At 47.5% G+C, this 23,725-nt stretch carries 22 protein-coding genes, 4 tRNA genes and 1 other annotated feature; of the genes, 19 read left to right on the top strand and 7 right to left on the bottom strand.

Features of this window, described 5'->3' with window-relative positions:
• The first annotated feature begins 207 nt into the window (after positions 1-207).
• From recX to luxS, 11 genes are all read left to right on the top strand, one after another.
• A complete protein-coding gene (recX, locus tag ACX9GV_RS14345) occupies positions 208-738 on the top strand; it encodes a recombination regulator RecX (RefSeq protein WP_023492758.1) in 531 nt (176 codons plus the stop codon).
• A 135-nt stretch (positions 739-873) separates the two neighbouring features.
• The gene (gene alaS / locus ACX9GV_RS14340) at positions 874-3,501 is read left to right on the top strand and encodes an alanine--tRNA ligase (protein WP_473195971.1); all 2,628 of its coding nucleotides are present in this window, start codon (positions 874-876) and stop codon (positions 3,499-3,501) included.
• Positions 3,502-3,951: 450 nt separating this feature from the next.
• Positions 3,952-4,137: a carbon storage regulator CsrA gene (gene csrA, locus ACX9GV_RS14335; protein WP_002209449.1), complete on the top strand. Its 186-nt coding sequence runs from the start codon at positions 3,952-3,954 to the stop codon at positions 4,135-4,137.
• A gap of 293 nt (positions 4,138-4,430) precedes the next feature.
• A tRNA-Ser gene (locus ACX9GV_RS14330) sits at positions 4,431-4,523 on the top strand.
• 3 nt (positions 4,524-4,526) lie between these two features.
• A tRNA-Arg gene (locus ACX9GV_RS14325) sits at positions 4,527-4,603 on the top strand.
• 67 nt (positions 4,604-4,670) lie between these two features.
• Positions 4,671-4,747, top strand: a tRNA-Arg gene (locus tag ACX9GV_RS14320).
• 176 nt (positions 4,748-4,923) lie between these two features.
• Positions 4,924-5,000: transfer RNA gene (locus ACX9GV_RS14315), tRNA-Arg, on the top strand.
• 239 nt (positions 5,001-5,239) lie between these two features.
• Complete coding sequence (gene yqaB / locus ACX9GV_RS14310; RefSeq protein WP_473195970.1) at positions 5,240-5,806, top strand: fructose-1-phosphate/6-phosphogluconate phosphatase; 567 nt, start codon at positions 5,240-5,242, stop codon at positions 5,804-5,806.
• Complete coding sequence (locus ACX9GV_RS14305; protein WP_473195969.1) at positions 5,803-6,231, top strand: YqaA family protein; 429 nt, start codon at positions 5,803-5,805, stop codon at positions 6,229-6,231. The genes yqaB and ACX9GV_RS14305 overlap by 4 nt, the downstream gene beginning before the upstream one ends.
• A 188-nt stretch (positions 6,232-6,419) precedes the next feature.
• Entirely contained in the window at positions 6,420-7,982 is a 1,563-nt protein-coding gene (gene gshA / locus ACX9GV_RS14300) for a glutamate--cysteine ligase (RefSeq protein ID WP_473195968.1), read from the top strand.
• A gap of 167 nt (positions 7,983-8,149) precedes the next feature.
• Complete coding sequence (luxS, locus tag ACX9GV_RS14295; RefSeq protein ID WP_023492020.1) at positions 8,150-8,665, top strand: S-ribosylhomocysteine lyase; 516 nt, start codon at positions 8,150-8,152, stop codon at positions 8,663-8,665.
• A 104-nt stretch (positions 8,666-8,769) separates the two neighbouring features.
• Here luxS and ACX9GV_RS14290 read toward each other — a convergent pair whose 3' ends face one another.
• Positions 8,770-10,059 carry an HlyC/CorC family transporter gene (locus ACX9GV_RS14290; protein ID WP_023492021.1) on the bottom strand — a complete coding sequence of 430 codons (1,290 nt, stop codon included), beginning with the start codon at positions 10,057-10,059 and terminating at the stop codon, positions 8,770-8,772.
• A gap of 78 nt (positions 10,060-10,137) precedes the next feature.
• Entirely contained in the window at positions 10,138-10,914 is a 777-nt protein-coding gene (locus ACX9GV_RS14285) for a cytochrome C assembly family protein (RefSeq protein WP_473195967.1), read from the bottom strand.
• A gap of 174 nt (positions 10,915-11,088) precedes the next feature.
• On the opposite strand from ACX9GV_RS14285, the gene ffh reads away from it, so the two are divergent.
• The 5 genes from ffh (at position 11,089) to rplS (ending at position 14,702) form a co-directional block, all read left to right on the top strand.
• Positions 11,089-12,450 (top strand): signal recognition particle protein, encoded by a 1,362-nt coding sequence (gene ffh / locus ACX9GV_RS14280; protein ID WP_473195966.1) that lies wholly within the window; start codon positions 11,089-11,091, stop codon positions 12,448-12,450.
• A gap of 216 nt (positions 12,451-12,666) precedes the next feature.
• Entirely contained in the window at positions 12,667-12,915 is a 249-nt protein-coding gene (gene rpsP, locus ACX9GV_RS14275) for a 30S ribosomal protein S16 (protein WP_004877236.1), read from the top strand.
• A gap of 18 nt (positions 12,916-12,933) precedes the next feature.
• A complete protein-coding gene (gene rimM / locus ACX9GV_RS14270) occupies positions 12,934-13,482 on the top strand; it encodes a ribosome maturation factor RimM (RefSeq protein WP_023492024.1) in 549 nt (182 codons plus the stop codon).
• A gap of 51 nt (positions 13,483-13,533) precedes the next feature.
• Entirely contained in the window at positions 13,534-14,277 is a 744-nt protein-coding gene (gene trmD / locus ACX9GV_RS14265; protein WP_473195965.1) for a tRNA (guanosine(37)-N1)-methyltransferase TrmD, read from the top strand.
• Between the two features lie 77 nt (positions 14,278-14,354).
• Positions 14,355-14,702, top strand: a complete 348-nt coding sequence (gene rplS / locus ACX9GV_RS14260) for a 50S ribosomal protein L19 (protein WP_023492026.1) — start codon at positions 14,355-14,357, stop codon at positions 14,700-14,702.
• A 222-nt stretch (positions 14,703-14,924) separates the two neighbouring features.
• Here the strand turns inward: rplS and ACX9GV_RS14255 are convergent, their stop codons facing one another.
• Entirely contained in the window at positions 14,925-15,689 is a 765-nt protein-coding gene (locus ACX9GV_RS14255; RefSeq protein ID WP_473195964.1) for a DUF481 domain-containing protein, read from the bottom strand.
• A gap of 248 nt (positions 15,690-15,937) precedes the next feature.
• On the bottom strand, positions 15,938-17,284 hold the full coding sequence (locus ACX9GV_RS14250) for an anaerobic C4-dicarboxylate transporter (RefSeq protein ID WP_023489796.1): 1,347 nt from the start codon (positions 17,282-17,284) through the stop codon (positions 15,938-15,940).
• A 674-nt stretch (positions 17,285-17,958) separates the two neighbouring features.
• On the opposite strand from ACX9GV_RS14250, the gene ACX9GV_RS14245 reads away from it, so the two are divergent.
• Together ACX9GV_RS14245 and tyrA are read left to right on the top strand one after the other, a co-directional pair.
• On the top strand, positions 17,959-19,032 hold the full coding sequence (locus ACX9GV_RS14245) for a 3-deoxy-7-phosphoheptulonate synthase (protein ID WP_473195963.1): 1,074 nt from the start codon (positions 17,959-17,961) through the stop codon (positions 19,030-19,032).
• Positions 19,033-19,038: 6 nt separating this feature from the next.
• Positions 19,039-20,157 (top strand): bifunctional chorismate mutase/prephenate dehydrogenase, encoded by a 1,119-nt coding sequence (gene tyrA / locus ACX9GV_RS14240; RefSeq protein WP_473195962.1) that lies wholly within the window; start codon positions 19,039-19,041, stop codon positions 20,155-20,157.
• A 60-nt stretch (positions 20,158-20,217) separates the two neighbouring features.
• Here tyrA and pheA read toward each other — a convergent pair whose 3' ends face one another.
• Both pheA and raiA read right to left on the bottom strand, forming a co-directional pair.
• Positions 20,218-21,375 carry a bifunctional chorismate mutase/prephenate dehydratase gene (gene pheA / locus ACX9GV_RS14235; protein ID WP_023491057.1) on the bottom strand — a complete coding sequence of 386 codons (1,158 nt, stop codon included), beginning with the start codon at positions 21,373-21,375 and terminating at the stop codon, positions 20,218-20,220.
• 135 nt (positions 21,376-21,510) lie between these two features.
• Positions 21,511-21,636 (bottom strand) — a sequence feature (Phe leader region).
• Positions 21,637-21,761: 125 nt separating this feature from the next.
• Positions 21,762-22,103 (bottom strand): ribosome-associated translation inhibitor RaiA, encoded by a 342-nt coding sequence (gene raiA, locus ACX9GV_RS14230; protein WP_023491056.1) that lies wholly within the window; start codon positions 22,101-22,103, stop codon positions 21,762-21,764.
• 244 nt (positions 22,104-22,347) lie between these two features.
• Between raiA and ACX9GV_RS14225 the strand changes: the two genes are divergently transcribed.
• Entirely contained in the window at positions 22,348-22,497 is a 150-nt protein-coding gene (locus ACX9GV_RS14225; protein WP_369794317.1) for a GyrI-like domain-containing protein, read from the top strand.
• A gap of 186 nt (positions 22,498-22,683) precedes the next feature.
• On the opposite strand, the gene ACX9GV_RS14220 is transcribed toward ACX9GV_RS14225, so the two are convergent.
• Positions 22,684-23,490 carry a LysR substrate-binding domain-containing protein gene (locus tag ACX9GV_RS14220; RefSeq protein ID WP_473195961.1) on the bottom strand — a complete coding sequence of 269 codons (807 nt, stop codon included), beginning with the start codon at positions 23,488-23,490 and terminating at the stop codon, positions 22,684-22,686.
• Positions 23,491-23,725: the final 235 nt, after the last annotated feature.

Here is a 23,725-nt window from a genome sequence, read left to right as displayed (position 1 = left end):
AAGTCGTATATAGCGGCCCAATAGATCTTCACTCGTCCCTGACTGCGTTACGTAGTCAGGGCGTCTGAAACTGCTAACAACGCTTGAAACTGCTAACAATATTATTATTGTTTGACTCAGTGTCGTTTGGCGCGGTGTTGTTTGACGCAATATTGTTTGAGTCAATATTGTTTGACGCAATATTGCTTGAAGTGCGGGAGAGAGTAGATGAATGAAGTTACTCCCCAACTTTTCGATAAGAAAGAAAATATATTAATAAGCAGAGTGATGCGCTGGTTATCACAGCGAGATCACAGTGAAGCTGAACTGCGTCGCAAACTTGCGGTGCCGCCAGGTGTAGAAAACCTCAGGTTTGGTGCGGCCAAACGTCCCGTTGAACCGACAGCTCCCATTGACCCCGCAATGATCGAACGGCTGATAGCCTATTGTTATCAACATAATTGGCTAGACGACCGGCGTTTTGCCGATAGCTTTATAGCCAGCCGTAGCCGTAAGGGATATGGTGCACAACGTATCGTCTCAGAACTTGTACAAAAAGGTGTTGAGAAGGAAATTGTGCAAGCTGCATTGGCTGAATGCCCAATCGATTGGTGTGAATTGGCCAGGAAGGTTGCGCTGCATAAATTTGGTGATCCACTACCAGTAGAGTGGAAAGAGAAGGCCAAAGTGTTGCGTTATTTGCTCTATCGAGGTTTCTTTCAAGAAGAAATTCAGTCAATTTACCGTGATTTTGTCTGATCTGCGCACTCGGTATTTTACTTCCAACTGAAGAAAATTTATCTTATCCCCACATTTAGTTCGTGAACCCGATGAAAGCGTCTGGGTGTTGTTCCTCTGGTTCACGCATCATTCTCTAGTCTTTCCAGGAAAATTATGAGCAAGAGCACCGCTGAGATCCGTCAAGCGTTTCTCGATTTCTTTCATAGTAAAGGTCATCAGGTTGTAGCAAGCAGCTCTCTGGTTCCTAACAATGATCCGACATTGCTGTTTACCAATGCCGGAATGAACCAATTCAAGGATGTTTTCCTGGGATTGGACAAACGAGCTTACTCCCGTGCAACCACGTCACAACGTTGTGTGCGTGCTGGTGGTAAGCATAACGATCTAGAAAATGTGGGTTACACCGCGCGCCACCACACTTTCTTTGAGATGTTGGGCAACTTCAGCTTTGGCGATTACTTCAAGCATGACGCTATCAGCTATGCATGGGAACTGTTAACGGGTGAAAACTGGTTCAACCTACCAAAAGAGAAGTTGTGGGTAACAGTCTATGAGACTGATGACGAAGCTTTCGATATCTGGCAAAAACAGATTGGGGTGCCTGCAGAGCGTATTATCCGTATTGGTGATAATAAAGGGGCACCTTTTGCCTCTGACAACTTCTGGCAGATGGGCGATACCGGGCCATGTGGTCCTTGTACTGAGATCTTTTTTGATCACGGTGACCATCTCTGGGGAGGACCTCCTGGTAGCCCAGAGGAAGATGGCGATCGTTATATTGAGATCTGGAATGTCGTGTTCATGCAGTTCAATCGCCAGTCCGATGGCACCATGCTGCCACTGCCTAAGCCTTCTGTGGATACGGGCATGGGGCTCGAGCGTATTGCCGCGGTATTGCAGCATGTGAATTCTAACTACGATATTGATTTGTTCAGTACCCTGATTGCGGCGGTAGCCAAACTGACTGACGCCACTGATCTCGGCAACAAATCCTTGCGGGTTATCGCTGATCATATCCGTTCATGTGCATTTCTGATTGCCGATGGTGTCATTCCTTCAAATGAAAATCGGGGCTATGTGCTGCGCCGTATCATTCGTCGCGCGATCCGTCACGGTAATATGCTGGGTGCGAAAGAGACCTTCTTCTATAAACTTGTTGCTCCGTTGATTGAAGTCATGGGGCCTGCCGCTGATGAGTTGAATCGACAGCAGGCACAAGTCGAGCAGGTTTTGAAAACCGAAGAGGAGCAATTTGCTCGTACTTTGGAACGTGGTTTGACGCTGTTGGATGATGAGTTGGCTAAGCTGCAAGGGGATACCCTGGATGGCGAAACGGTATTCCGTTTGTATGATACTTACGGCTTCCCAGTAGATCTTACTGCTGATGTTTGCCGGGAACGTGGTCTGAAGATTGACGAAGCTGGTTTTGAACTGGCGATGGAAGCTCAGCGCCGCCGTGCTCGTGAATCGAGCGGTTTTGGTGCGGACTACAACAGTATGATCCGCATTGACGGTGCCAGTAAATTTAATGGCTATGAGCATGTAGAGCAACTGGCGAAAGTAACGGCACTATTCCGTGATGGTAAACCCGTCGATGAGCTTAAGGCCGGTGAAGAAGCGGTCGTGGTATTAGATGAAACGCCATTCTACGCAGAGTCAGGTGGTCAGGTTGGCGACAAGGGCGTGCTGAAAGCAGCGGGTCTTGAATTTGCCGTGAGTGACACACAGAAATATGGTCAAGCTATTGGGCATCTGGGCAAATTGCTCTCCGGCTCGCTGAAATTGAATCAGGGGGTTGATGCGCTGGTTGATAGCGCACGCCGCAATTGCATTCGTCTGAACCATTCGGCCACTCATCTGTTACATGCGGCCTTGCGCCAGGTCTTGGGTGAGCACGTGGCGCAAAAAGGTTCATTGGTTAATGATAAGTATCTACGTTTCGATTTTTCACATTCTGAAGCCATGAAGCCAGAAGAAATTCGTGCGGTAGAAGACCTGGTTAACCAGCAAGTTCGCGGTAATTTACTTATACAGACCGAAGTGATGGCGCTGGATGATGCCAAGCAAAAGGGTGCGATGGCGCTGTTTGGCGAGAAGTACGATGAGCATGTTCGCGTGCTAACCATGGGGGATTTCTCTACTGAGCTGTGTGGTGGCACCCATGCGAGTCGTACGGGGGACATTGGCTTATTCCGGATTCAGAGTGAGTCTGGTACTGCCGCAGGCATTCGCCGTATCGAAGCGGTGACCGGGGAAAGGGCGATAGCTACCCTACACCAGCAAAGTGATTTGTTACAAAATATTGCAAATCTGGTGAAAGGTGATAGTAATAACCTGAGCGATAAAGTTCGTGCAGTGCTTGATCGTACCCGTGCTTTGGAAAAAGAACTGCAGCAGTTGAAAGATCAACAAGCCGCCTTAGAAAGTGCTTCTCTGTCGAGCAAAGCGAAACTGGTTAGTGGCGTCAAGTTGCTGGTTAGCCAGTTGGATAATGTTGAGCCGAAGATATTACGTACTATGGTCGACGACCTTAAAAATCAACTGGGTTCGGCGGTCATCGTATTGGCAACGCATGACGAAGGTAAAGTCAGCCTAATCGCGGGCGTAACCAAAGATCTGACGGACCGGGTTAAAGCGGGTGACCTAGTGGGTCATGTTGCTCAACAAGTCGGTGGTAAAGGTGGTGGCCGCCCGGATATGGCAATGGCAGGGGGAAGCGATATCAGTGGCCTTCCTGCGGCTTTAAACAGTATAGAAGCCTGGGTGGTTTCAAAACTGTGACAATAAAAAATTAGCATCAAAAAATGCCATAACGTATTGTATGATATGGCATTTATTAGCATGCTAACGCAATGTTGTTATAATTATCGGCACAAAGTTTTTTAGGTTGGCTAAACTTGTTTATTAGTCTGGTGTGATAGTAACGCTATGCCCTGGTTCATTTAAGCTATAGGTAGAAGGCAAAGGTATACATCCCTGTAGGTTTATATAATCTATTGATTTATTGGATTAAATCAATCTTGAGCTGATACAAGTGTGACTTGTGGTAGTTCTGGTTGGGGCTTATGGATGAGGTGAATAACTAAGCACAGATAACTTCTCGGTACCTTACATGATAATGGGTATATTTACATTTATTGTTGTCCATTGACTTACGTTTTCACTGTATATCATGGATAATAGCCGGGAAACTGAGTGACCCGACTCTTTTAATCTTTCAAGGAGCAAAGAATGTTAATTCTGACTCGTCGAGTTGGTGAAACCCTCATGATTGGTGATGAGGTCACAGTTACTGTGCTAGGTGTTAAGGGCAACCAAGTCCGTATTGGTGTGAATGCACCCAAAGAGGTGTCCGTCCACCGGGAAGAAATCTATCAGCGTATCCAGGCCGAAAAGTCTCAACCGACGACTTATTGATTTCTCAATAGCGTCTCGTTAAATAGCGAGACGCTCTCCCTCCCCCCTCTTCAAATATTTCTCCTGATAACCTTTACGTTCTGACTCATTTTTTTGTCTGAGATCACCTGATGAGAGGGTGAATACGTGCTTTTTTTGCCGTCAAATCATCCATCTTGGCTGTGATTTGTGCAAACGCACATCAGTTAGGAAAAATTGTTTGACTTATAAGTCGGGGAAAGTAATATGTGCGCCACGCAGTGCCAATGTGCTTCTCTAAAAAGCAGATCAGGCACAATTCGAAAGAAGCGAGTGGTGAGGTGGCCGAGAGGCTGAAGGCGCTCCCCTGCTAAGGGAGTATGCGGTTAATAGCTGCATCCGGGGTTCGAATCCCCGCCTCACCGCCATTTGCATCCATAGCTCAGCTGGATAGAGTACTCGGCTACGAACCGAGCGGTCGGAGGTTCGAATCCTCCTGGATGCACCATTTTAGCCACATGGTCGTGTTATCAAGGTTGACCCTGGGGTATCAGCAGTATCAGTAATAGTTCTATGCATCCATAGCTCAGCTGGATAGAGTACTCGGCTACGAACCGAGCGGTCGGAGGTTCGAATCCTCCTGGATGCACCATTTTATAAACATCTCTCTAAGAGTGTTCGCCTTCAGATAAATACTATCTGAAAGGTCGCGCAAAAGAGGATAACGTTGCTTAAGCAACGGCCCGAAGGGCGCCTCCTCGATGCACCATTTTAGCCGCCTGGTCGAGTTGTTGAGATTGGCCTTGGGGTATCAAAAATAGTTTCTATGCATCCATAGCTCAGCTGGATAGAGTACTCGGCTACGAACCGAGCGGTCGGAGGTTCGAATCCTCCTGGATGCACCATCTTATCAATATTCCTCTGTGTACGTGTTCTCCTTCAGATAAATACTATCTGAAAGGTCGCACAAAGCAGGATAACGTTGCTTTACCTCCATTCTTAGTCTGTTCATCGTTACATCAATTTATCTCTCTCCTGTGTGACAACTCATTTTGTACAGTGACATCCCTTACACTCTGGCAGCGACACTCATCATGCTTTACGCTAAAGTAGTCTCCTTTCCACTTATGTTTATGGAGTCCCAATGTACGACGGCTATCAAGGGTTGATCTTCGACATGGATGGCACCATCTTGGATACAGAATCAACGCATCGCCAAGCCTGGCATGAAGTAGTTGCACGCTATGGGATGACCTATGACGAAATGGCTATCGTAAAATTGAACGGTTCACCCACTTGGTGTATCGCTCAGGCGATTATTACAGCGCATCAGGGGGATCTCGATCCTCACTCTCTTGCTGCGGAAAAAAATCGTGTAGCAGAGGGGATGTTGTTGGATACCGTGCGGCCATTGCCGTTGATTGAGGTGGTGAAATCTTATCATGGTCGCCGTCCTATGGCGGTAGGTACTGGCAGTGAACACCGGATGGCAACGATGTTGCTGAGCCATTTAGGGTTACTCCACTATTTTGATGCTATCGTTGGTGCTGATGATGTCCAACGCCATAAGCCAGAACCTGATACCTTCCTGCGTTGTGCTCAGTTGATTGGGGTGCTACCACAGCATTGTGTGGTGTTTGAAGACGCCGATTTTGGTATTCAGGCAGCAAGAAGCGCTAATATGGCGGTAGTGGACGTGCGTACGTTGTGAGTAGTACGCTGGCAGCGCTATCTTTGTTTGGCAGTAGTTTCCTCAGTGCGACGCTGTTGCCAGGCAATTCAGAGATCGTATTGGTCGCACTATTGACCAGCAGCACGATTTCTCCCACGCTGTTGGTGCTGGCTGCAACGCTAGGAAATACCCTAGGTGGGTTGACCAATGTCATCATCGGGCGCCTATTGCCGGTATTGAAACCACAACGGGGGACGGAAATGTCACTCGGTTGGTTGAAACAGTTTGGTCCGGCGGCGCTTTTACTCAGTTGGTTACCCGTGGTGGGCGATTTGTTGTGTTTGTTAGCCGGTTGGTTGCGTATGCCATGGGGGCTTGTTACGTTATTTCTGTGTGTTGGAAAGGCATTGCGTTACATCATACTTACCATAATTACGCTGCAGGGAATTGCCTGGTGGCAATAGCCATGTGGATATATAGTCAGGTTTACTCAAGGTGCCGTAAACAGAACTGAAAGCGGGCCCAGAAGGCTTAGTAAACCAGATAACAAGGATGCGTAAGTGGCCTCCATAGCTTGCATAGCGAAGGGGATTGCCTCAAACGCAGGTTCAGAATGCCGACAAGTTGTCGAGTTTAGAAACGAGAGGTCAATTTGATCCCAGACGTATCACAAGCGCTTACCTGGTTGGAAGCGCATCCCCATGCATTAAAAGGGATCCTGCGCGGTATTGAGCGTGAAACATTGCGGGTTACTGCAGAGGGTAAACTTGCCACGACACCTCATCCGGAAAAACTGGGAGCGGCGCTCACGCACCATTGGATTACGACGGATTTTGCTGAGGCGCTACTAGAGTTCATTACTCCAGTGGATGACAATCTCGATCATTTACTGATGTTCTTGCGTGATATTCATCGTCATGTCGCTCGTAAACTGGGTGATGAACGTATGTGGCCGCTGAGTATGCCATGCTTTATCAATGCAGAGCACGATATTGAGCTGGCTCAGTTTGGTACCTCTAATATTGGTCGGATGAAAACGCTGTACCGTGAAGGGCTGAAGACACGCTATGGGGCGTTGATGCAGACGATTTCCGGTGTCCATTACAATTTCTCTTTACCACTGGAGTTTTGGCAGGCATGGGCTGGCGTTAAAGATGCTGAAAGTGGTAAAGAACAAATATCGTCTGGTTATTTTCGGCTGATCCGCAATTACTATCGTTTTGGTTGGGTGATCCCCTATCTGTTTGGTGCTTCACCGGCAATCTGTTCTTCATTTTTGCAGGGGCGGGAAACCACTTTGCCATTTGAGAGTAATGGGCGCGGGATGTGTTATCTGCCTTATGCCACTTCGTTGCGTTTGAGTGACTTGGGTTATACCAATAAGTCGCAAAGCAATTTAGGCATTACGTTTAACGACCTGCAAAGCTATGTGCAAGGTTTAAAGCGCGCTATTGCTACGCCTTCGGCTGAGTACGCCGAGTTAGGGGTAAAAGAGGGTGATCACTATTTACAACTCAATAGTAACGTCTTGCAGATTGAAAATGAGTTTTATGCTCCAATCAGGCCAAAACGTGTAACCCAGGGCAGTGAAACACCATCAGATGCCTTGTTGCGTGGTGGTGTTGAATATATTGAAGTGCGTTCATTGGATATTAATCCCTTCTCACCAATCGGTGTTGATGCGGTACAGGCGCGTTTTCTCGATCTGTTCTTGATATGGTGCACCTTAGCTGATGCCCCCGAAATGAGCAGTGATGAGTTGCAATGTACCCGCAAGAACTGGAATCGGGTGATTCTTGAAGGGCGTAAACCGGGGCAAACTATTGGTATCGGTTGTAATGATAGTCGCCAACCCTTGGATAAAGTGGGTAAAGCGTTGTTTTATGATCTGAAACGCGTTGCCGAAGTGCTGGATAATGAAGCTGGTAATCAACAGTATCAGCAGGTGTGTGAGCAGTTGGTTGCTACCTTTGATGATCCAGAACTGACCTTTTCTGCGCGTATCCTGAAGATGATGAAAGCGGAAGGGATTGGTCGTGTGGGTTTAGATCTTGCGGAGCAATATCGCCAGATATTGGTGTCTGAGCCATTGGAAATCCTGACTGAAGCACAACTGGAACAGGAGCAGAAGTCTTCCTGGCAACGTCAGTATGAAATCGAAGCCGGTGATACATTGACCTTTGACGAGTTTCTGAAGGCAAACGGTGGGGGTTAAAAAAGAAAAGGCCACATCAATGTGGCCAAATATACATCTCTGGTACTAAGGGATGATGATAACAAATGCGCGTCTTTCTGTTAATTAAGACAGGGCAATTTGCAAAAGGTTTCATCGGTAGTAAAAAAAATTCAAAATAAATAGTTTTTTTATCAAGAGGTGATGACATGCCACTATTGGATAGCTTTACTGTAGACCATACCCGCATGGCAGCTCCGGCTGTCCGTATCGCTAAAACCATGCAGACCCCACATGGCGATACGATCACCGTATTCGATCTGCGGTTTTGTCGCCCGAATCAGGAAGTGATGCCGGAGCGTGGAATTCATACGCTGGAGCACCTGTTTGCCGGCTTTATGCGCGATCATCTCAACGGTAATGGTGTCGAAATTATTGATATTTCGCCAATGGGGTGCCGTACCGGTTTCTATATGAGTTTGATTGGTACCCCCCCAGAGCAGCGTGTAGCTGCAGCCTGGGCCGCAGCAATGAGCGATGTGCTGAAGGTGACCGACCAACGTAAAATTCCTGAGTTGAATGAGTTCCAGTGCGGTACTTATCATATGCATTCGTTGGAGGAAGCACAGGAAATTGCCAAGCATATCCTCGACAGTGGTGTGGTGGTCAATCACAATGAAGTGTTGGCGTTATCACCCGAGAAGTTGCAAACACTCCATATCTAGTCAGGCAATGTTCAAGTGACTAACCACAGTTAAAAGCAGCTTGGTGGCAAACTAACTCATTTCAAACAGTTATCCCAGAGACACGCTTTCCATGTTTTTGGGATTTACTGTTTTTGTACGCTGGATTGCAGTGACTTGATGGGGATAACACGCACCTGTTTAATCATATTATCCTGTACATCGAGAATATCGATATCATAGTGGTGGATGCGTACCCGCGTGCCGACCTTTGGGATATCTTCCAGTTCTTCCAGGATCATACCGTTGATGGTTCGGGCTTCCGTGGCGGGCAGAGTCCAATTGAAGGCTTTATTCAATTCTCGCACGTTGGCCGTGCCATCGATCAGTACCGAGCCATCACTTTGTGGATTTACTTCTTCTGCCAAGGTGGGTGACATGGAAGTGGTGAAATCACCAACAATTTCTTCAAGAATATCTTCCACCGTCACCAGTCCCTGAATATCACCATATTCATCAACGACGATACCGACCTTCTCTTTATTGCGCTGGAATTTTACCAACTGCACACTCAGCGGGGTACCTTCTGGCACATAGTAAATTTCATCAGCGGCGCGCAGCAGGTTCTCTTTATTGAACTCTTTTTTCTCGGTCATCAGCCGGTAGGCTTCACGTACCCGCAACATGCCAATGGAGTCATCCAGCGAATCACGGTACAGCACAATGCGACCATGCGGTGAATGCGTCAGTTGGCGCATGATTGACTTCCACTCATCGTTGACATCAATGCCGACAATCTCATTGCGTGGCACCATGATATCGTCAACGGTGACCTTTTCCAGGTCCAGTACCGAAATAAGCATGTCTTGATTACGGCGTGAAATCTGTGAATGTGATTCGTTCACAATAGTGCGTAATTCATCTTTACTGACGGCACCACTGGCTCGCACATTGGTATGGATGCCGAAAAGACGCAGCACCAGCGTAGTAATACCATTGAGTAACCACACAAGGGGGAACATGACTTTTTGCATCGGTTCCAGCAGAAAACTGCTAGGGAAGGCGATTCGCTCGGGATAGAGTGCGGCAAATGTTTTTGGTAGTACTTCGGCAAACAGTAATACGGCAAAGGTCAGGATACCGGTAGCAATTGCTACCCCCATGTCGCCGTACAAACGCATGCCAACAATAGTGGCTAATGCGGAGGCGAGAATGTTCACCAGGTTATTGCCAATCAACACCAAACCGATCAAACGGTCCGGTTTTTGTAGCAGTCTCTCTACCCGGCGTGCGCTATGGTTACCCTGTTTGGACTGATGGCGTAGGCGATAGCGATTTAGCGTCATCATGCCGGTTTCGGAGGCTGAAAAATAAGCGGAAATCACAATCATAATCACTAGAATGAAGATGAGAGTACCTGTCGAAACATGCTCCAACGCAGTATTCCTTATATAGCTATAGCGGAAAAGAGTGCCCCAGATAACTGGGGAGGATTGATCTTAGTGTACCATCTATTACTGGATTAAGCGGCTACCGAAGTAGGCTAAAGTCAGCAGAAAAGAACCAGCAATACTGAACCAGACAACAGGACGACCACGCCAGCCCTTATGATAATGCCCCCACAGTAGGACGATATAAACTAACCAAGCCAAGGTTGATAGTACGGTTTTATGGATGTTTTCTTTGTCAAACAGATTATCCATATATAGCAAGCCAGTACAGAGCGTCAACGTGAGCAGTACCACACCGACTTGTGTGATGTGGAACATTTTTCGCTCAATGCTCATCAGGGGTGGCATGTCGGCAGTAAAACCGAGTTTTTTGTTCTTCAACAAATAATCCAGCCAAGCCAACTGTAATGCGTAAAGCGTTGCGATAATCAATGTCGCGTAGGCGAATAGCGCCAGACTGATATGGACCATCAGTTCCGGGCTGGCTTCCAGATGAGTGATATATTCCCCTGGCAGAAAGCAGACAAAGGCCAGGTTAATCATCGCAAAGCTGTAAACAATGGGCAGCAGGAACCAGCCACGATCACGTGAGGCGACCAAGGTCATCACCGAGCAGATGATCAAGCTGACGATAGAACTGATATTCAACAGGCTGAGGTTTTGCCCCGCGCTAACAGCAAAAATATGTTGCTGAAGTGCAATGGCATGGCTGACCAACGCCACTATGGCCGAAACAAGGGCCAACCGACGGTATGCACTGTTCTTCCGCAGCAAGCTGGGAATGATCAATCCAAGGCTGAGCAGGTAGGCTAACAAAGCCACAATAGAGAAAACGAGCATAGCGTTATTGAGCATCTACATAGTTATCGGGTTGTTTAATATACCAGTATAGCGTTGAGCCGTCCCTACTCCAACCAATCTCCAATGCGGTAGCAGAGATTGCCGCTACTTCGTGTTATAATCGCCGCAATTATTTCGCCATTGCGGCCTGACTCTTACGTTGAGCATGAGACGATGTTTGAAAATTTAACTGATCGACTGTCGCGCACTCTGCGCAATATTAGTGGCCGTGGGCGGCTGACTGAAGAGAATATCAAAGATACCCTGCGTGAAGTGCGTATGGCTTTGCTGGAAGCAGACGTTGCATTGCCTGTGGTGCGTGACTTTATCAACCGGGTAAAAGAGAGTGCCGTAGGGCATGAAGTCAACAAAAGCCTGACGCCTGGCCAAGAGTTCGTCAAGATTGTCAAAAGTGAACTGATCGCTGCTATGGGGGAGGTGAACACCGAACTCAATCTGGCAGCGCAGCCACCGGCAGTGGTGTTGATGGCGGGGTTGCAAGGGGCGGGTAAAACCACCAGCGTAGCCAAACTTGGTAAATTTCTGAAAGAAAAACAGAAGAAAAAAGTGCTGGTTGTTTCTGCCGACGTCTATCGTCCCGCGGCGATCCGTCAGTTAGAAACCTTGGCCGAAGGTGTGGGCATTGATTTCTTCCCTTCTGATGTCAAAGAAAAACCGCTCGATATTGTTAACCGTGCGCTGCAACAGGCTAAACTGAAGTTTTATGATGTCTTGATCGTCGATACCGCTGGTCGTTTGCACGTTGACGAAGCGATGATGGACGAGATCAAACAGGTTCATGATGCGCTCAACCCGGTAGAAACCCTGTTTGTTGTCGATGCTATGACCGGCCAGGATGCAGCCAATACCGCCAAAGCGTTTAACGAGGCGTTAGCGCTGACAGGCGTGGTATTAACCAAAGTTGATGGTGATGCTCGTGGTGGTGCGGCATTATCGATTCGCCATATTACCGGTAAGCCGATTAAATTCTTGGGTGTGGGTGAAAAAACCGATGCGTTGGAGCCCTTCCACCCGGATCGCGTGGCTTCGCGCATTCTTGGCATGGGTGATGTGCTTTCGTTGATTGAAGAGATCGAAAGCAAGGTTGACCGTGAACAAGCCGAAAAACTGGCGAAGAAGTTGAAGCAAGGTGATGGATTCGACCTCACCGACTTCCTGGAACAGTTGAAGCAGATGCGTAATATGGGCGGAATGGCCAGCATGCTGAGCAAATTGCCGGGTGCGGGTCAGTTGCCAGACAACGTAAAATCACAAATGGACGACAAAGTATTGGTACGCATGGAGGCGATCATTAACTCCATGACGCTGAAAGAGCGGGCCAAGCCTGAAATCATCAAAGGTTCACGTAAACGCCGTATTGCACTGGGGTCGGGTATGCAAGTGCAGGATGTGAACCGTCTGTTAAAACAGTTTGATGATATGCAGCGGATGATGAAAAAGATGAAGAAAGGCGGAATGGCGAAAATGATGCGTGGCATGAAGGGTATGATGCCTCCGGGTTTTCCAGGCCGTTAAAACCGAGCCACATCGGTGATGTGGCTCGGTTTACGGGTTATTGGTTAGCGGTGAAAACTGTCTGAAAATAACCAGAGTGCAAAATGTAATCCCGAGTAATCTACGCTTTAGATTGCTTTTTGCGCCAAAATGAGTAAAATTTTCGAGCTTTTTATATTGCAACCGGGCCCCGTCCCTCAATGGGGCCCGGCTGTTTTATTAACTAAAGAGGATGTTATGGTAACAATTCGTTTGGCACGTGGCGGCGCTAAAAAGCGTCCGTTCTATCAAGTAGTCGTGACCGACAGCCGCAATGCGCGTGATGGTCGTTTCATTGAGCGCGTAGGTTTCTTCAACCCAATCGCATCTGGTCAGGCCGAAGCACTGCGTCTGGATCTGGATCGTATTGAGCACTGGATTGGTCTGGGTGCGACTGTTTCTGATCGCGTTAGCGCGCTGATCAAAGACGCTAAGAAAGCAGCGTAATCTGTTGCGGTGGTGGCAATGAGCAAGCAACTCAAACCGGTGGTTCCTCAGCAACCGATTGTACTCGGCAAAATGGGTTCTACTTACGGCATCCGAGGTTGGCTCAGAGTGTTTTCATCCACCGAGAATGCCGAAAACATATTTGACTATCAGCCTTGGTTTATCCAGCGCTCGGGTCAGTGGCAGCTTGTCGAGTTGGAAGACTGGAAGCGCCATAATCAGGATCTGATCATCAAAATCAACGGTGTTGATGATCGGGATGCCGCGAATTTACTGACGAATTGTGAAATCGTTGTAGATTCTGAGCAATTGCCTTCTCTGGAAGGAGATGACTACTACTGGAAAGACCTGATGGGCTGCCAGGTAGTCACCACTTCAGGATACGAACTGGGTAAAGTCGTTGATATGATGGAAACCGGTTCAAACGACGTGATGGTCGTGCAGGCAAACCTGAAAGATGCATTCGGCATGAAGGAGCGGTTAGTTCCGTTTCTTCATGGGCAGGTTATCAAGAAAGTCGATCTCGCAGCCAAGGTCATCGAGGCTGAATGGGATCCTGGTTTTTGACCTTTGGTTTAATGGCCGAAGCAGATGGAATAACAACACGGGGATTGGCTGGTGTTTATTGGTATTGTTAGCCTGTTTCCTGAGATGTTCCGTGCAATCACCGACTATGGGGTCACTAGCCGAGCAGTAAAAAATGGCCTGCTGAGTGTGCAGTGCTGGAGTCCACGAGACTTCACCCACGATCGGCATCGTACCGTGGATGACCGCCCTTATGGCGGTGGCCCAGGAATGTTGATGATGGTGCAACCTTTACGGGAAGCCATTACTGCAGCAAAAGCAGCGGCAGGCGAGGGCGCAAAGGTGATTTATCTTTCACCTCAGGGGCGCAAGCTGGATCAAACTGGCGTGTGCGAGTTAGCGGCTAATCAGAAGATGATTCTGGTTTGTGGCCGCTATGAAGGGATAGACGAGCGGGTGATCCAAACCGAAATTGACGAAGAATGGTCAATCGGCGATTACGTTCTCAGTGGTGGTGAACTGCCAGCAATGATCCTGATTGATTCAGTCGCCCGTTTTATACCGGGTGTTCTGGGCCATCAGGCATCAGCGGAAGAAGACTCTTTTGCTGATGGGTTGCTTGACTGCCCACACTATACCCGCCCAGAGGTGTTGGAAGGGATGGAGGTTCCAGCAGTTTTACTGTCGGGAAACCATGCCGAGATACGTCGCTGGCGCTTAAAGCAGTCGCTGGGCCGAACCTGGCTTAGAAGACCTGAACTTCTAGAAAGCCTAGCTCTGACTGACGAGCAAGCGGTGTTACTGGCAGAGTTCCAACGGGAACATCTGGCCGAGTAACAGAACCATGAAGGGAACGTCTGAGTATTGTCTCGACGAGACCGATATATCAGTTTACCTAGGGTAAGAGACATATTATGAGCAACATTATTAAGCAAATTGAACAAGAGCAGATGAAGCAAGACGTACCTGCATTCCGTCCGGGTGATTCCGTGGAAGTCAAGGTATGGGTCGTTGAAGGTGCTAAAAAGCGTCTGCAGGCATTTGAGGGCGTGGTTATCGCTATTCGTAACCGCGGTCTGCACTCTGCATTCACTGTTCGTAAGATTTCCAACGGCGAAGGTGTTGAGCGTGTTTTCCAGACTCACTCCCCAGTAATCGACAGCATTACTGTTAAGCGTCGTGGTGCCGTTCGTAAAGCCAAACTGTACTACCTGCGTGAGCGTACTGGTAAGTCTGCTCGTATCAAAGAGCGTCTTAACTAAGATACAGCTAACGCTGCATCCAAAAGTTAATAGCTATCAGGGGCTTATCGTTATGGTAAGCCCCTTTTTTATACAGTCCTCCGCTGGTCAGTTATCTTCCATACACCAATACCCTAATGAAAACTATGGGCTTTTTTGTCTATAGAAAAAGGCGTTGGCTTTATACCAACCCCTTTTCTTGTTAATTCCCACCGAATACTTACGACAAAAAAGAAGAGAAAGTTATAACCCGTACATTAAGGTGATTGAGGTGGTGGTATCGGTGTTTTTAGGCGCAGAAGCGGGTGGCTTGCTGTTGTAGTTTACCGTATAGGCCAGCCGTAAGGAGAAGTCGCTGTTTATAGCGACCGTGAGTGCCGTTTCCGAATTCAGCGTGGTTTGGTCGTTAGCCAGCGCAGAGATACCTTCAGACAGATGAGCATTATCACTCAGTTTGTAGGAATAGTTGGCTGCACCGTAAGCTAATGCACGAGTCGTTTGACCACCAGCACGGTATTCATCATGGCGTACACCAGGGCCGAATTCGAGACGCAAATCATGAATTGGGTCGTTAAAGATCTGACGACCATAACCCCCGGTGATTGTGGTGCGCGAGTTATAACCGGCAAAACGATCATTTAGCCAGCCTAGCTGACCAAACATGTAATTACGGTCGGTTAGATTGTAACGAGTACGCCCACTGGCTTGATATCTTTCAGAAGAGCGTACATTGGCAGAGGTCGTGTTATTGGCTGAACCCCACAAACTGTAGGCGGTATTATTGTTAAACCAAGTCATCGTGGTATTGGCCAGTAACGCGGAGTTCTGGGAGTTGCCTGATTGCGCGTTATAACCAGCCTGAATATTGCCATCAAAGGGTGTCTTGGCAGTGGCTGGGTCGTCCATCGCAGTAAAAAGAGTATTGTCAGCAAAGACAGAAACACTGGTGAAGGCAGTCAAGCAACTAAAATATAATGGAATGGCGCGACGAGCGCATGAAGAGAGCATTTTGGATCCAGTTGTTAAGAGTGATATTAAGTGATAACGATCACATTATATCGGTTCCCCTCTAGGACAAAAACAGCCTCTGTTAGCTTAATTTTTTTATTTTATACCGTTACTTATTCACTTTTCTTCTACTATGGCGTCTTGATTTTAGCAGAGTAAAGCAGTGATGGGTCAGTAGCTTGAGGGCGGCGGGGAAGAGCTTGCTCATAACGGCAACGGGAAATATTCCGTTGCCGTCAAGAAGGCAATTACAGGAAGGCCGTGACCAGAAGGTAACCGGTGATACAAGAGCAAAATACACCGATCAAACCTGGGATAATAAAGCTGTGGTTGATGATAAATTTACCGATGCGGGTTGTTCCTGAACGGTCAAAGCCGATACATGCCAAGTCGCTGGGGTAAGTTGGTAAGACGAAGTAGCCATAAGCCGCTGGGAAAAAAGCCAACAACATTTTAGGGTCAACACCTAATTGTAAGGCCATTGGGGCAATGGCTGTCAGTGCGGCAGCCTGGCTGTTAACTAACTTGGAAACAAGGAATAGAACGATGGCATAAGTCCACGGTTGGTTTTTGACGACATCTTCCAACAGCAACTTCAAATCACCCATATGAGCCTGGAAGAATGTATCACTCATCCACGCAACACCAAATACAGAGAAAATGGCGACCATTCCGGCTTTGAATACGGCACCATTAGCGATCTCAGCGGGTTTGACTTTACAACCTATCAGGATAATGGCACCGGCTATCAGCATCATCATCTGGATCACCAGATTCATTGACAGCGGTTTTAGAGCACCTTTGGCATCTGCAAAGGAAGGACGTAAGTCAGTGAAGGCACCCAGCATAACAACCACAGCGATAGCAGCAAAGAAGATCACCGTTGACCAGTAAGCCTGCTTGGGGAAGGTCTGGTTAAGTAAGGTTTCGGTACCACTATAAATATAGGCACGTTGTTCAGGATCTTTGATTTTTTCCTGGAACTCTGGGTCTTTATCTAAATCTTTACCGCGACGCAGACTCCATAATGCCGCCATCAGAACACCAACCAGTGATGCCGGGATAGAGATTGCAAGTATTTCCACCAACGAATAGGCTTTGCCAATACCATGCCCAGCAGCAATGATTGATACTAAGGATACAACGGCAACAGAAACCGGGGACGCCGTGATGGCCATTTGGGAAGCGACAGAGGCAACAGCCATTGGGCGTTCAGGACGAATTCCTTTCTTAATGGCAATATCTGCAATGATCGGGAACATGGTGTATACCACATGACCGGTACCGCAGAGAAACGTCAGTGTCCAGGTAGTAAAGGGAGCGAGTAGAGTAATGTGCTGTGGATGGCGGCGCAGTAGTCGTTCGGCGTATTGCATCATGACATTTAAGCCACCAGCTGTTTGCAATACTGAAGCACAACCGATTACCGCTAAAATGGTTAGCATGACATCAACAGGAGGTTTACCTGGTTGCAAACCAAATATAAAACAAAGCAAGAATAAGCCAATCCCACTTATTAAGCCTAGCCCCATACCGCCAAATCGGGTACCGACTAATAAGCAAAGAATAATGACTGAAAATTCCAGAGTGATCATGTGATTCCCTTGTAATAAATGAAGAACTGCTAACGCTGACCAAAAAACCTAGGCTATGCGGACTCTATCTGTGTTCCCCCTAGAAAGAGGTATGAGCGCTTTAGCGTTATAGTTATCCATTTGTCGTGAGATAACTGTGAGATTCCGCAATTTTTATTCAATAAGAGGGGGGAGTTTTCAGTGATAAATAGAGGTAAATAACGAATGAAAAATAAATGCTAGCTAATCGTGTTGCAATTGTATTTCAAATGTTTAATTGGCGTGCGAGCTAATTTTATTCGCTTCAGATTGTTTTTTAATCAGCAATTAAGATGGGAGATTGTTTTTTGTATACCCCTATGTCCAATCTTATTCAAGTTTCTGTTAGTGACAACAGGGGAGTCATTAGGTGGATACTATGACTTGTACAAAGCACATTGATGTAAACTAAAGTGTACGAAAATAGTGGCTCGCTTAGCTGTTGGGTGACTTTAAGATGTTTATTTTTTAATAAAAACAGCCTATTGAATGCCGATTTTTAACCGAAGGTGATGTTCTTCAGTAGATTTTATTCTGGATTATTTAATTTACACTAAATGGATTGAAATCTTTACACCGTGTGGTAATGTAGTCACACATCATCCTTAATGATCTCACTACGCTCAAACATACGGTAAATGATAGGGAATAGCATCATGCAAAAAGACGCGCTCAACAACGTACATATTATGGCAGAACAGGTACTCATTACTCCGGAAGAGCTGAAGAACCAGTTTCCACTCAGTGTGAGCGATGAGCATGAAATTGCTACAGCTCGTCGCACTATTGCCAATATTCTTAAAGGGCAGGACCACCGCCTGCTCGTCGTTTGCGGACCTTGTTCTATCCATGATCCCGATGCGGCACTGGATTACGCTCGTCGGCTAAAATCCCTGTCGGCTGAATTGAGCGATCAACTGTATATTGTTATGCGTGTCTATTTTGAAAAACCAAGAACCACGGTTGGCTGGAAAGGGCTGATTAACGATCCCTATATGGATGGTTCTTTTGACGTTGAAGAGGGGCTGCATATTGCCCGTCGCCTGCTGTTGGATCTGGTTGGTATGGGATTGCCATTGGCAACTGAAGCGTTGGACCCTAACAGCCCACAATATTTGGGTGATTTGTTTAGTTGGTCAGCGATTGGTGCCCGTACTACCGAATCACAGACACACCGGGAAATGGCTTCTGGTCTTTCGATGCCGGTGGGTTTCAAGAATGGAACTGATGGCAGTTTAGGCACAGCAATCAATGCTATGCGTGCTGCATCCATGGCGCACCGTTTTGTCGGCATTAACCAGGCTGGGCAGGTTTGTTTATTGCAAACGCAAGGCAATCCAGATGGTCATGTGATCTTGCGTGGCGGCAAAGTCCCTAACTACAGTGCCGAGCATGTTGCCGCTTGTGAAAAACAGATGCGCGATGCGGGACTCCATCCTTCCTTAATGATAGATTGCAGTCATGGTAACTCAAATAAAGACTACCGCCGTCAGCCGACGGTTGCTGAGTCGGTTGTTGAGCAGATCAAGGCAGGTAACCGTTCGATTACCGGTATCATGCTGGAAAGTAATTTACATGAAGGTAGCCAGTCTTCAGAGCAACCCAAGGTAGATATGCGCTATGGTGTTTCGGTGACCGATGCCTGTATTGACTGGCAAAGTACCGAAACTCTGTTGCGGAAAATGCATCACGAGCTGGGAACTGTGCTGAAGTCACGCATTGGAGAGTAGTGATTTATGGTGGCTGAACTGACCGTATTACGCGATCAAATTGATGAAGTAGATAAAGCGTTGTTAGCTCTGTTAGCAAAACGACTAGAGCTGGTGGCCGACGTGGGTGAGGTAAAAAGTCGCTATGGCTTACCGGTTTATGTTCCTGAACGAGAAGCCGCAATGTTGGCTTCTCGCCGTAAAGAGGCGGAAGGTCTCGGTGTTCCACCCGATTTGATCGAAGATGTCTTGCGCCGCGTAATGCGTGAGTCTTATACCAGTGAAAATGACAAGGGATTTAAAACCCTCTGTCCGCAGTTGCGGCCAATCGTGATTATTGGCGGCAACGGTCAGATGGGGCGTTTGTTCAACCGGTTACTGACGTTGTCTGGCTATCAAGTCAAAGTGCTGGATAGGGAAGATTGGCCGCAGGCAGGGAGCTTGCTGGCGGATGCTGGGATGGTGATAGTCAGTGTCCCTATTCACGTTACAGAACAGGTCATAAACCAACTGCCTCCGTTGCCGGAAGATTGCATTTTGGTGGATTTAGCTTCGGTGAAGAACCGACCATTGCAGGCGATGTTGGCTGTGCACCCTGGCCCGGTGTTAGGTTTACACCCGATGTTTGGCCCGGATGTTGGCAGTGTGGCGAAGCAGGTCGTGGTCTATTGTGATGGTCGCCAACCTGAGGCTTATCAGTGGTTACTTGAGCAACTGCAGGTCTGGGGCGCTCGGTTACACCGCATTAGTGCGGTTGAACATGACCAGAACATGGCTTTTATTCAGGCGTTGCGTCACTTTGCTACTTTTGCTTATGGTTTGCATCTGGCTGAAGAAAATGTGCAATTGGAGTCGTTGCTGGCACTCTCTTCGCCTATCTATCGCTTGGAGCTGGCCATGGTAGGGCGATTATTTGCTCAGGATCCACAGTTATATGCCGATATCATTATGTCGTCGGATGAGAATATCCACTTGATCAAACGTTACTACCAGCGGTTTGGTGAGGCGATTAAGCTATTGGAGCAAGGGGATAAACAGGCATTTATCCAAAGCTTTTGCAAAGTAGAGCAATGGTTTGGTGATTATGCTCAGCGTTTCCTGGTTGAGAGCCGTTCACTATTGCGTCAGGCGAGTGATAATCGTTAGTAGAATATTAATGAAAGGGCTAGTGTTCGGTAAAACTGAACCCTAGCCCAGTGTCATGAGTTAAGCAGGATTAACCGGTACAATATTTTCACTGGGATAGCACCCTAATACTTTCAACGAGCGGGTGAGTGGTGCCAGGTCTTTCAGCGCTTTTTCCATCGTTGCAGAACGCAAGTTAGCTTGTACATCAATATAAAACATCTCTTCCCACGGGTTGCCATTGATCGGGCGAGACTCCAATTTAGTCATGATGATGTTGTTGTCACGCAGCACCAATAAGGCTTCAACCAATGCACCAGACTGTTGGCCAGTGGCCATAATCAGCGTAGTTTTGGCTGGCACTTGCTCAGAAACATCAATCGCTTTACGTGCCAGGACAATGAAACGGGTAATGTTCTGTTTTTGATTGGCCAGATTATGCTCAAGGACTTGCAGGTTATACAATGCCCCACCGGCTTCGCTACCTAATGCGGCGATCGTTGGCGAGTTCAGCTTGGCGACTTTTTCCATCGCTGCCGCAGTGCTTTCACAATACTCAATCTTCCAGTGAGGGTAGTGATTAATAAAATGGCTACATTGCTGGAAAGGTTGGGGGTGGCTGTAGACAACCTCTATCTGTTGCAAAGTCGTCGTTCCTGACACCAATACGCAGTGATCAATAGGCAATGTCAGCTCACCGATAATTGATAGGCTGGTATGTTGCAATAGGTCGTACACATCATTGATAGAGCCTGAACTGGTATTTTCTATTGGCACAATAGCGTAGTCAGCTTGCCCCGTTTCTACCTGAGTGAAAATGTCCTGAAATTTTTGACAACCACATTCTATTAGTTGATCGAAATGGCGGGCTGCATATTGGCGAGCTGCCAAATGTGAGTAGGAGCCTTTGGGTCCTAAAAAGGCAATACGTACTGAGTCTTGGCTAATTTGGTTTAGTTGATGTTGCAGCAAGGCTTGTTGAGTCAGTACGGAATCTTCGATGATCAGCTGGAACAGGCGGGTAATATAGAAACCGTCTAAATCATAAGGTTTTGCCGCGCTTACCAGCGCGTTCAGTAGATCGCGCTCCCGTTCTTTATCACGGATCGGGCGGTGTGAATGTAGTTTGGTTTTACCCACTTCAATGGCCAGTTCTCGGCGTTCTGCCAGTAGAGCCAGTAATTTCATATCCAGAGCGCTGATTCGCTCACGTAGTACCAGTAACGGGTTGTCAGTCATAGTCAGTTTTGCCTTGTATTCTATCGCTGAGTTCATGTTCCCACGACCCCACATAACTCCTAGAGGCGTGAACTAGGGCAGGGTTGCAATTTTTTGCCAAGTAACTATAAAAAAAGCACCATAAAAAAAAGCACCATAAAAAAAGCCCCCAGTATCAGGGGGCTTTGTTATTCGTCTTCGCACTTTTTCTCATATGACGAAAAGCCCCCCATTCATGGGAAGGTAAAAAAGAATGCGAAGAGGAACAGGTTATGGCTCATCATTATCTCAAAGGTGTGTGATTGAGTGTTTAAAGTAACCGTTGGCTTTTCTCTCTGTCAATAAAAACTGCGAGACAAAAAACGCGCCCGGAGGCGCGTTCGATAGTAAGCGGCTACTTATTGGGTTTACTTCTCTTCCGGGATCACTTCCGGAGCGAGATCTTTTACACTGGCAGAGGCTCGGCGAGCTTCGCTTTTGTGTTGTACTTTGTTCAACTGACGCTCAAGTTTGGTAATCAGTTCGTTAATGGCAGCATACATATCTTCATGTTTGGCACTGGCAACCAATGGGCCATTAGGTGTAGTAATTGTTGCGTCTACTGCAAACCCCTGCGGTTCTTTAGAGAGAACAATATGGGGGTTAATCAGCTGCGCCTGCCATTTTTCCAGTTTTCTGAGACGGTCTTCGACGTGACTACGGATTGCGGAAGTGATATCCATTTGTTTGCTGGTAATGTTGACTGTCATATAACTTACCTCTCTGTCTTTCCGTCTTGGTTAAATTCAGCATACCGCGCTTTCCAACGAAATGCGTGAGAAAAGTCTTATATTTTTGTCGCTTTTTGCAAAGTTAACTCAATCTGTGATTTAACAGATAAAATCGCTATCTGATACTTGAGTGTCGGCAAAAAATCGCGCATTATCGATAGGTTAAGGGCTCGCATAATTTATCTAATGTTATGTTTTTATGAGTAAAATTTCTCTGTGATGCTTGACGTGGCTGTTTTCAGGCTGGTTGCCCAACAGTGAGGTGGAACCAGCAGACTTCTCCATGTTTGAGCAATATGTCAATGACCCTCGCGTTACGCCACCCGCTGAGCTGCAAACACACCTCTATCTTTTCTATCTTTCGGTGAAGTAATCCTGCCCGACTGTTGCGTTCGAGGTTCGCATCACGGCGGTTCGTGGTGTTAACGGACGCTAATTGCCCCGTTTAGTGCGGGGTTTCCCTCTATGTCGTGCTGGCAAGTCACACGTTGCATCAGTGTTTGGATCAGATCAAGCATGGCATGTTGAGTGAGTGTCATGGCTCGGCGGGCACTGGTGGCTAGCGCCAGTCGGGTTGTGAGGGGGGAGAGCCAATCTGCCGCATATGCAGCAGCTCTGCTTTTTCAAAGCGTACCAATGCCATTTGCGATAATACCGCGCAACCTAGACCATCACAGACTAGTTCCAGAATGGCTGGGACGCTGTCGATTTCCAGTGCGATATTCGGGTGGTAGCCTTGCTCTGCCAGTGCCGATTCAACCAGCATCCGAATGGAATGTGGCTTGGAAGGGATCACCAGCGGTTTATCTGCCAGTGCCGTAAGCGATACGACATCATCCGATTGAGTAGACGTGGCGCGTTCGATCAAATAGAGCGGCTCATTGCTGATCGGAATGATGTCGATTTCGGTGGTCGGTGTGGGGGTGTATAACAGAGCGATATCCATACGGCCATTACGCAGTGATTCCTGCATATTGATCGACAACCCTTCACAAATGGCCAGTGAAGCATGTGGCATTTTCTGGTGAAACGCCCGCGTTAACGGAACCGTCAGCAGGCGTGACAGGCTTGGCGGTAGGCCGACAACAACGTGCCCAGATAGCGCTCCTTTAGCTTTGCTAACGATCTCGCGGGTACGTTCGACCTGGTGAAGTATCCCGAGCCCATGTTCCAGCAAGGCTTTCCCTGCTTCGGTCATGGTGACACCACGCCCATTGCGCAGTAACAAAGACTGTTGCAGTTCAACTTCGAGTTGGCGGATCTGGCGGCTGATGGCGGACTGGGCAATGTTCAGCATGACGGCGGCTTTGGTAAAGCTGCCTAACTCGGCAACATGGACGAAATACTCGATTTGTTTCAGATCCATACTGATGCTCCTTTTGTCACTCTAGCACTGGCCGCACTTTTTCTGCAATTGCATGACGATGTCGTTTGCTGTGCTCTCGGTCACGCTATCTCAAAATAGCATATCTAATAGTTTAAAATGCCTATTTTACAAGTTGTTTACACACTGAATAATGACCCTATGCACCACTGGGCCATAACCTCATTGCTGCGTATCAGTGCGTTATTCCGCAGCCGATAGTTTCAAAACGCTGTGT

The organism is Serratia sp. 25CWL12, assembly GCF_055790885.1.
This window is presented reverse-complemented; position numbering and strand designations above follow the sequence as displayed.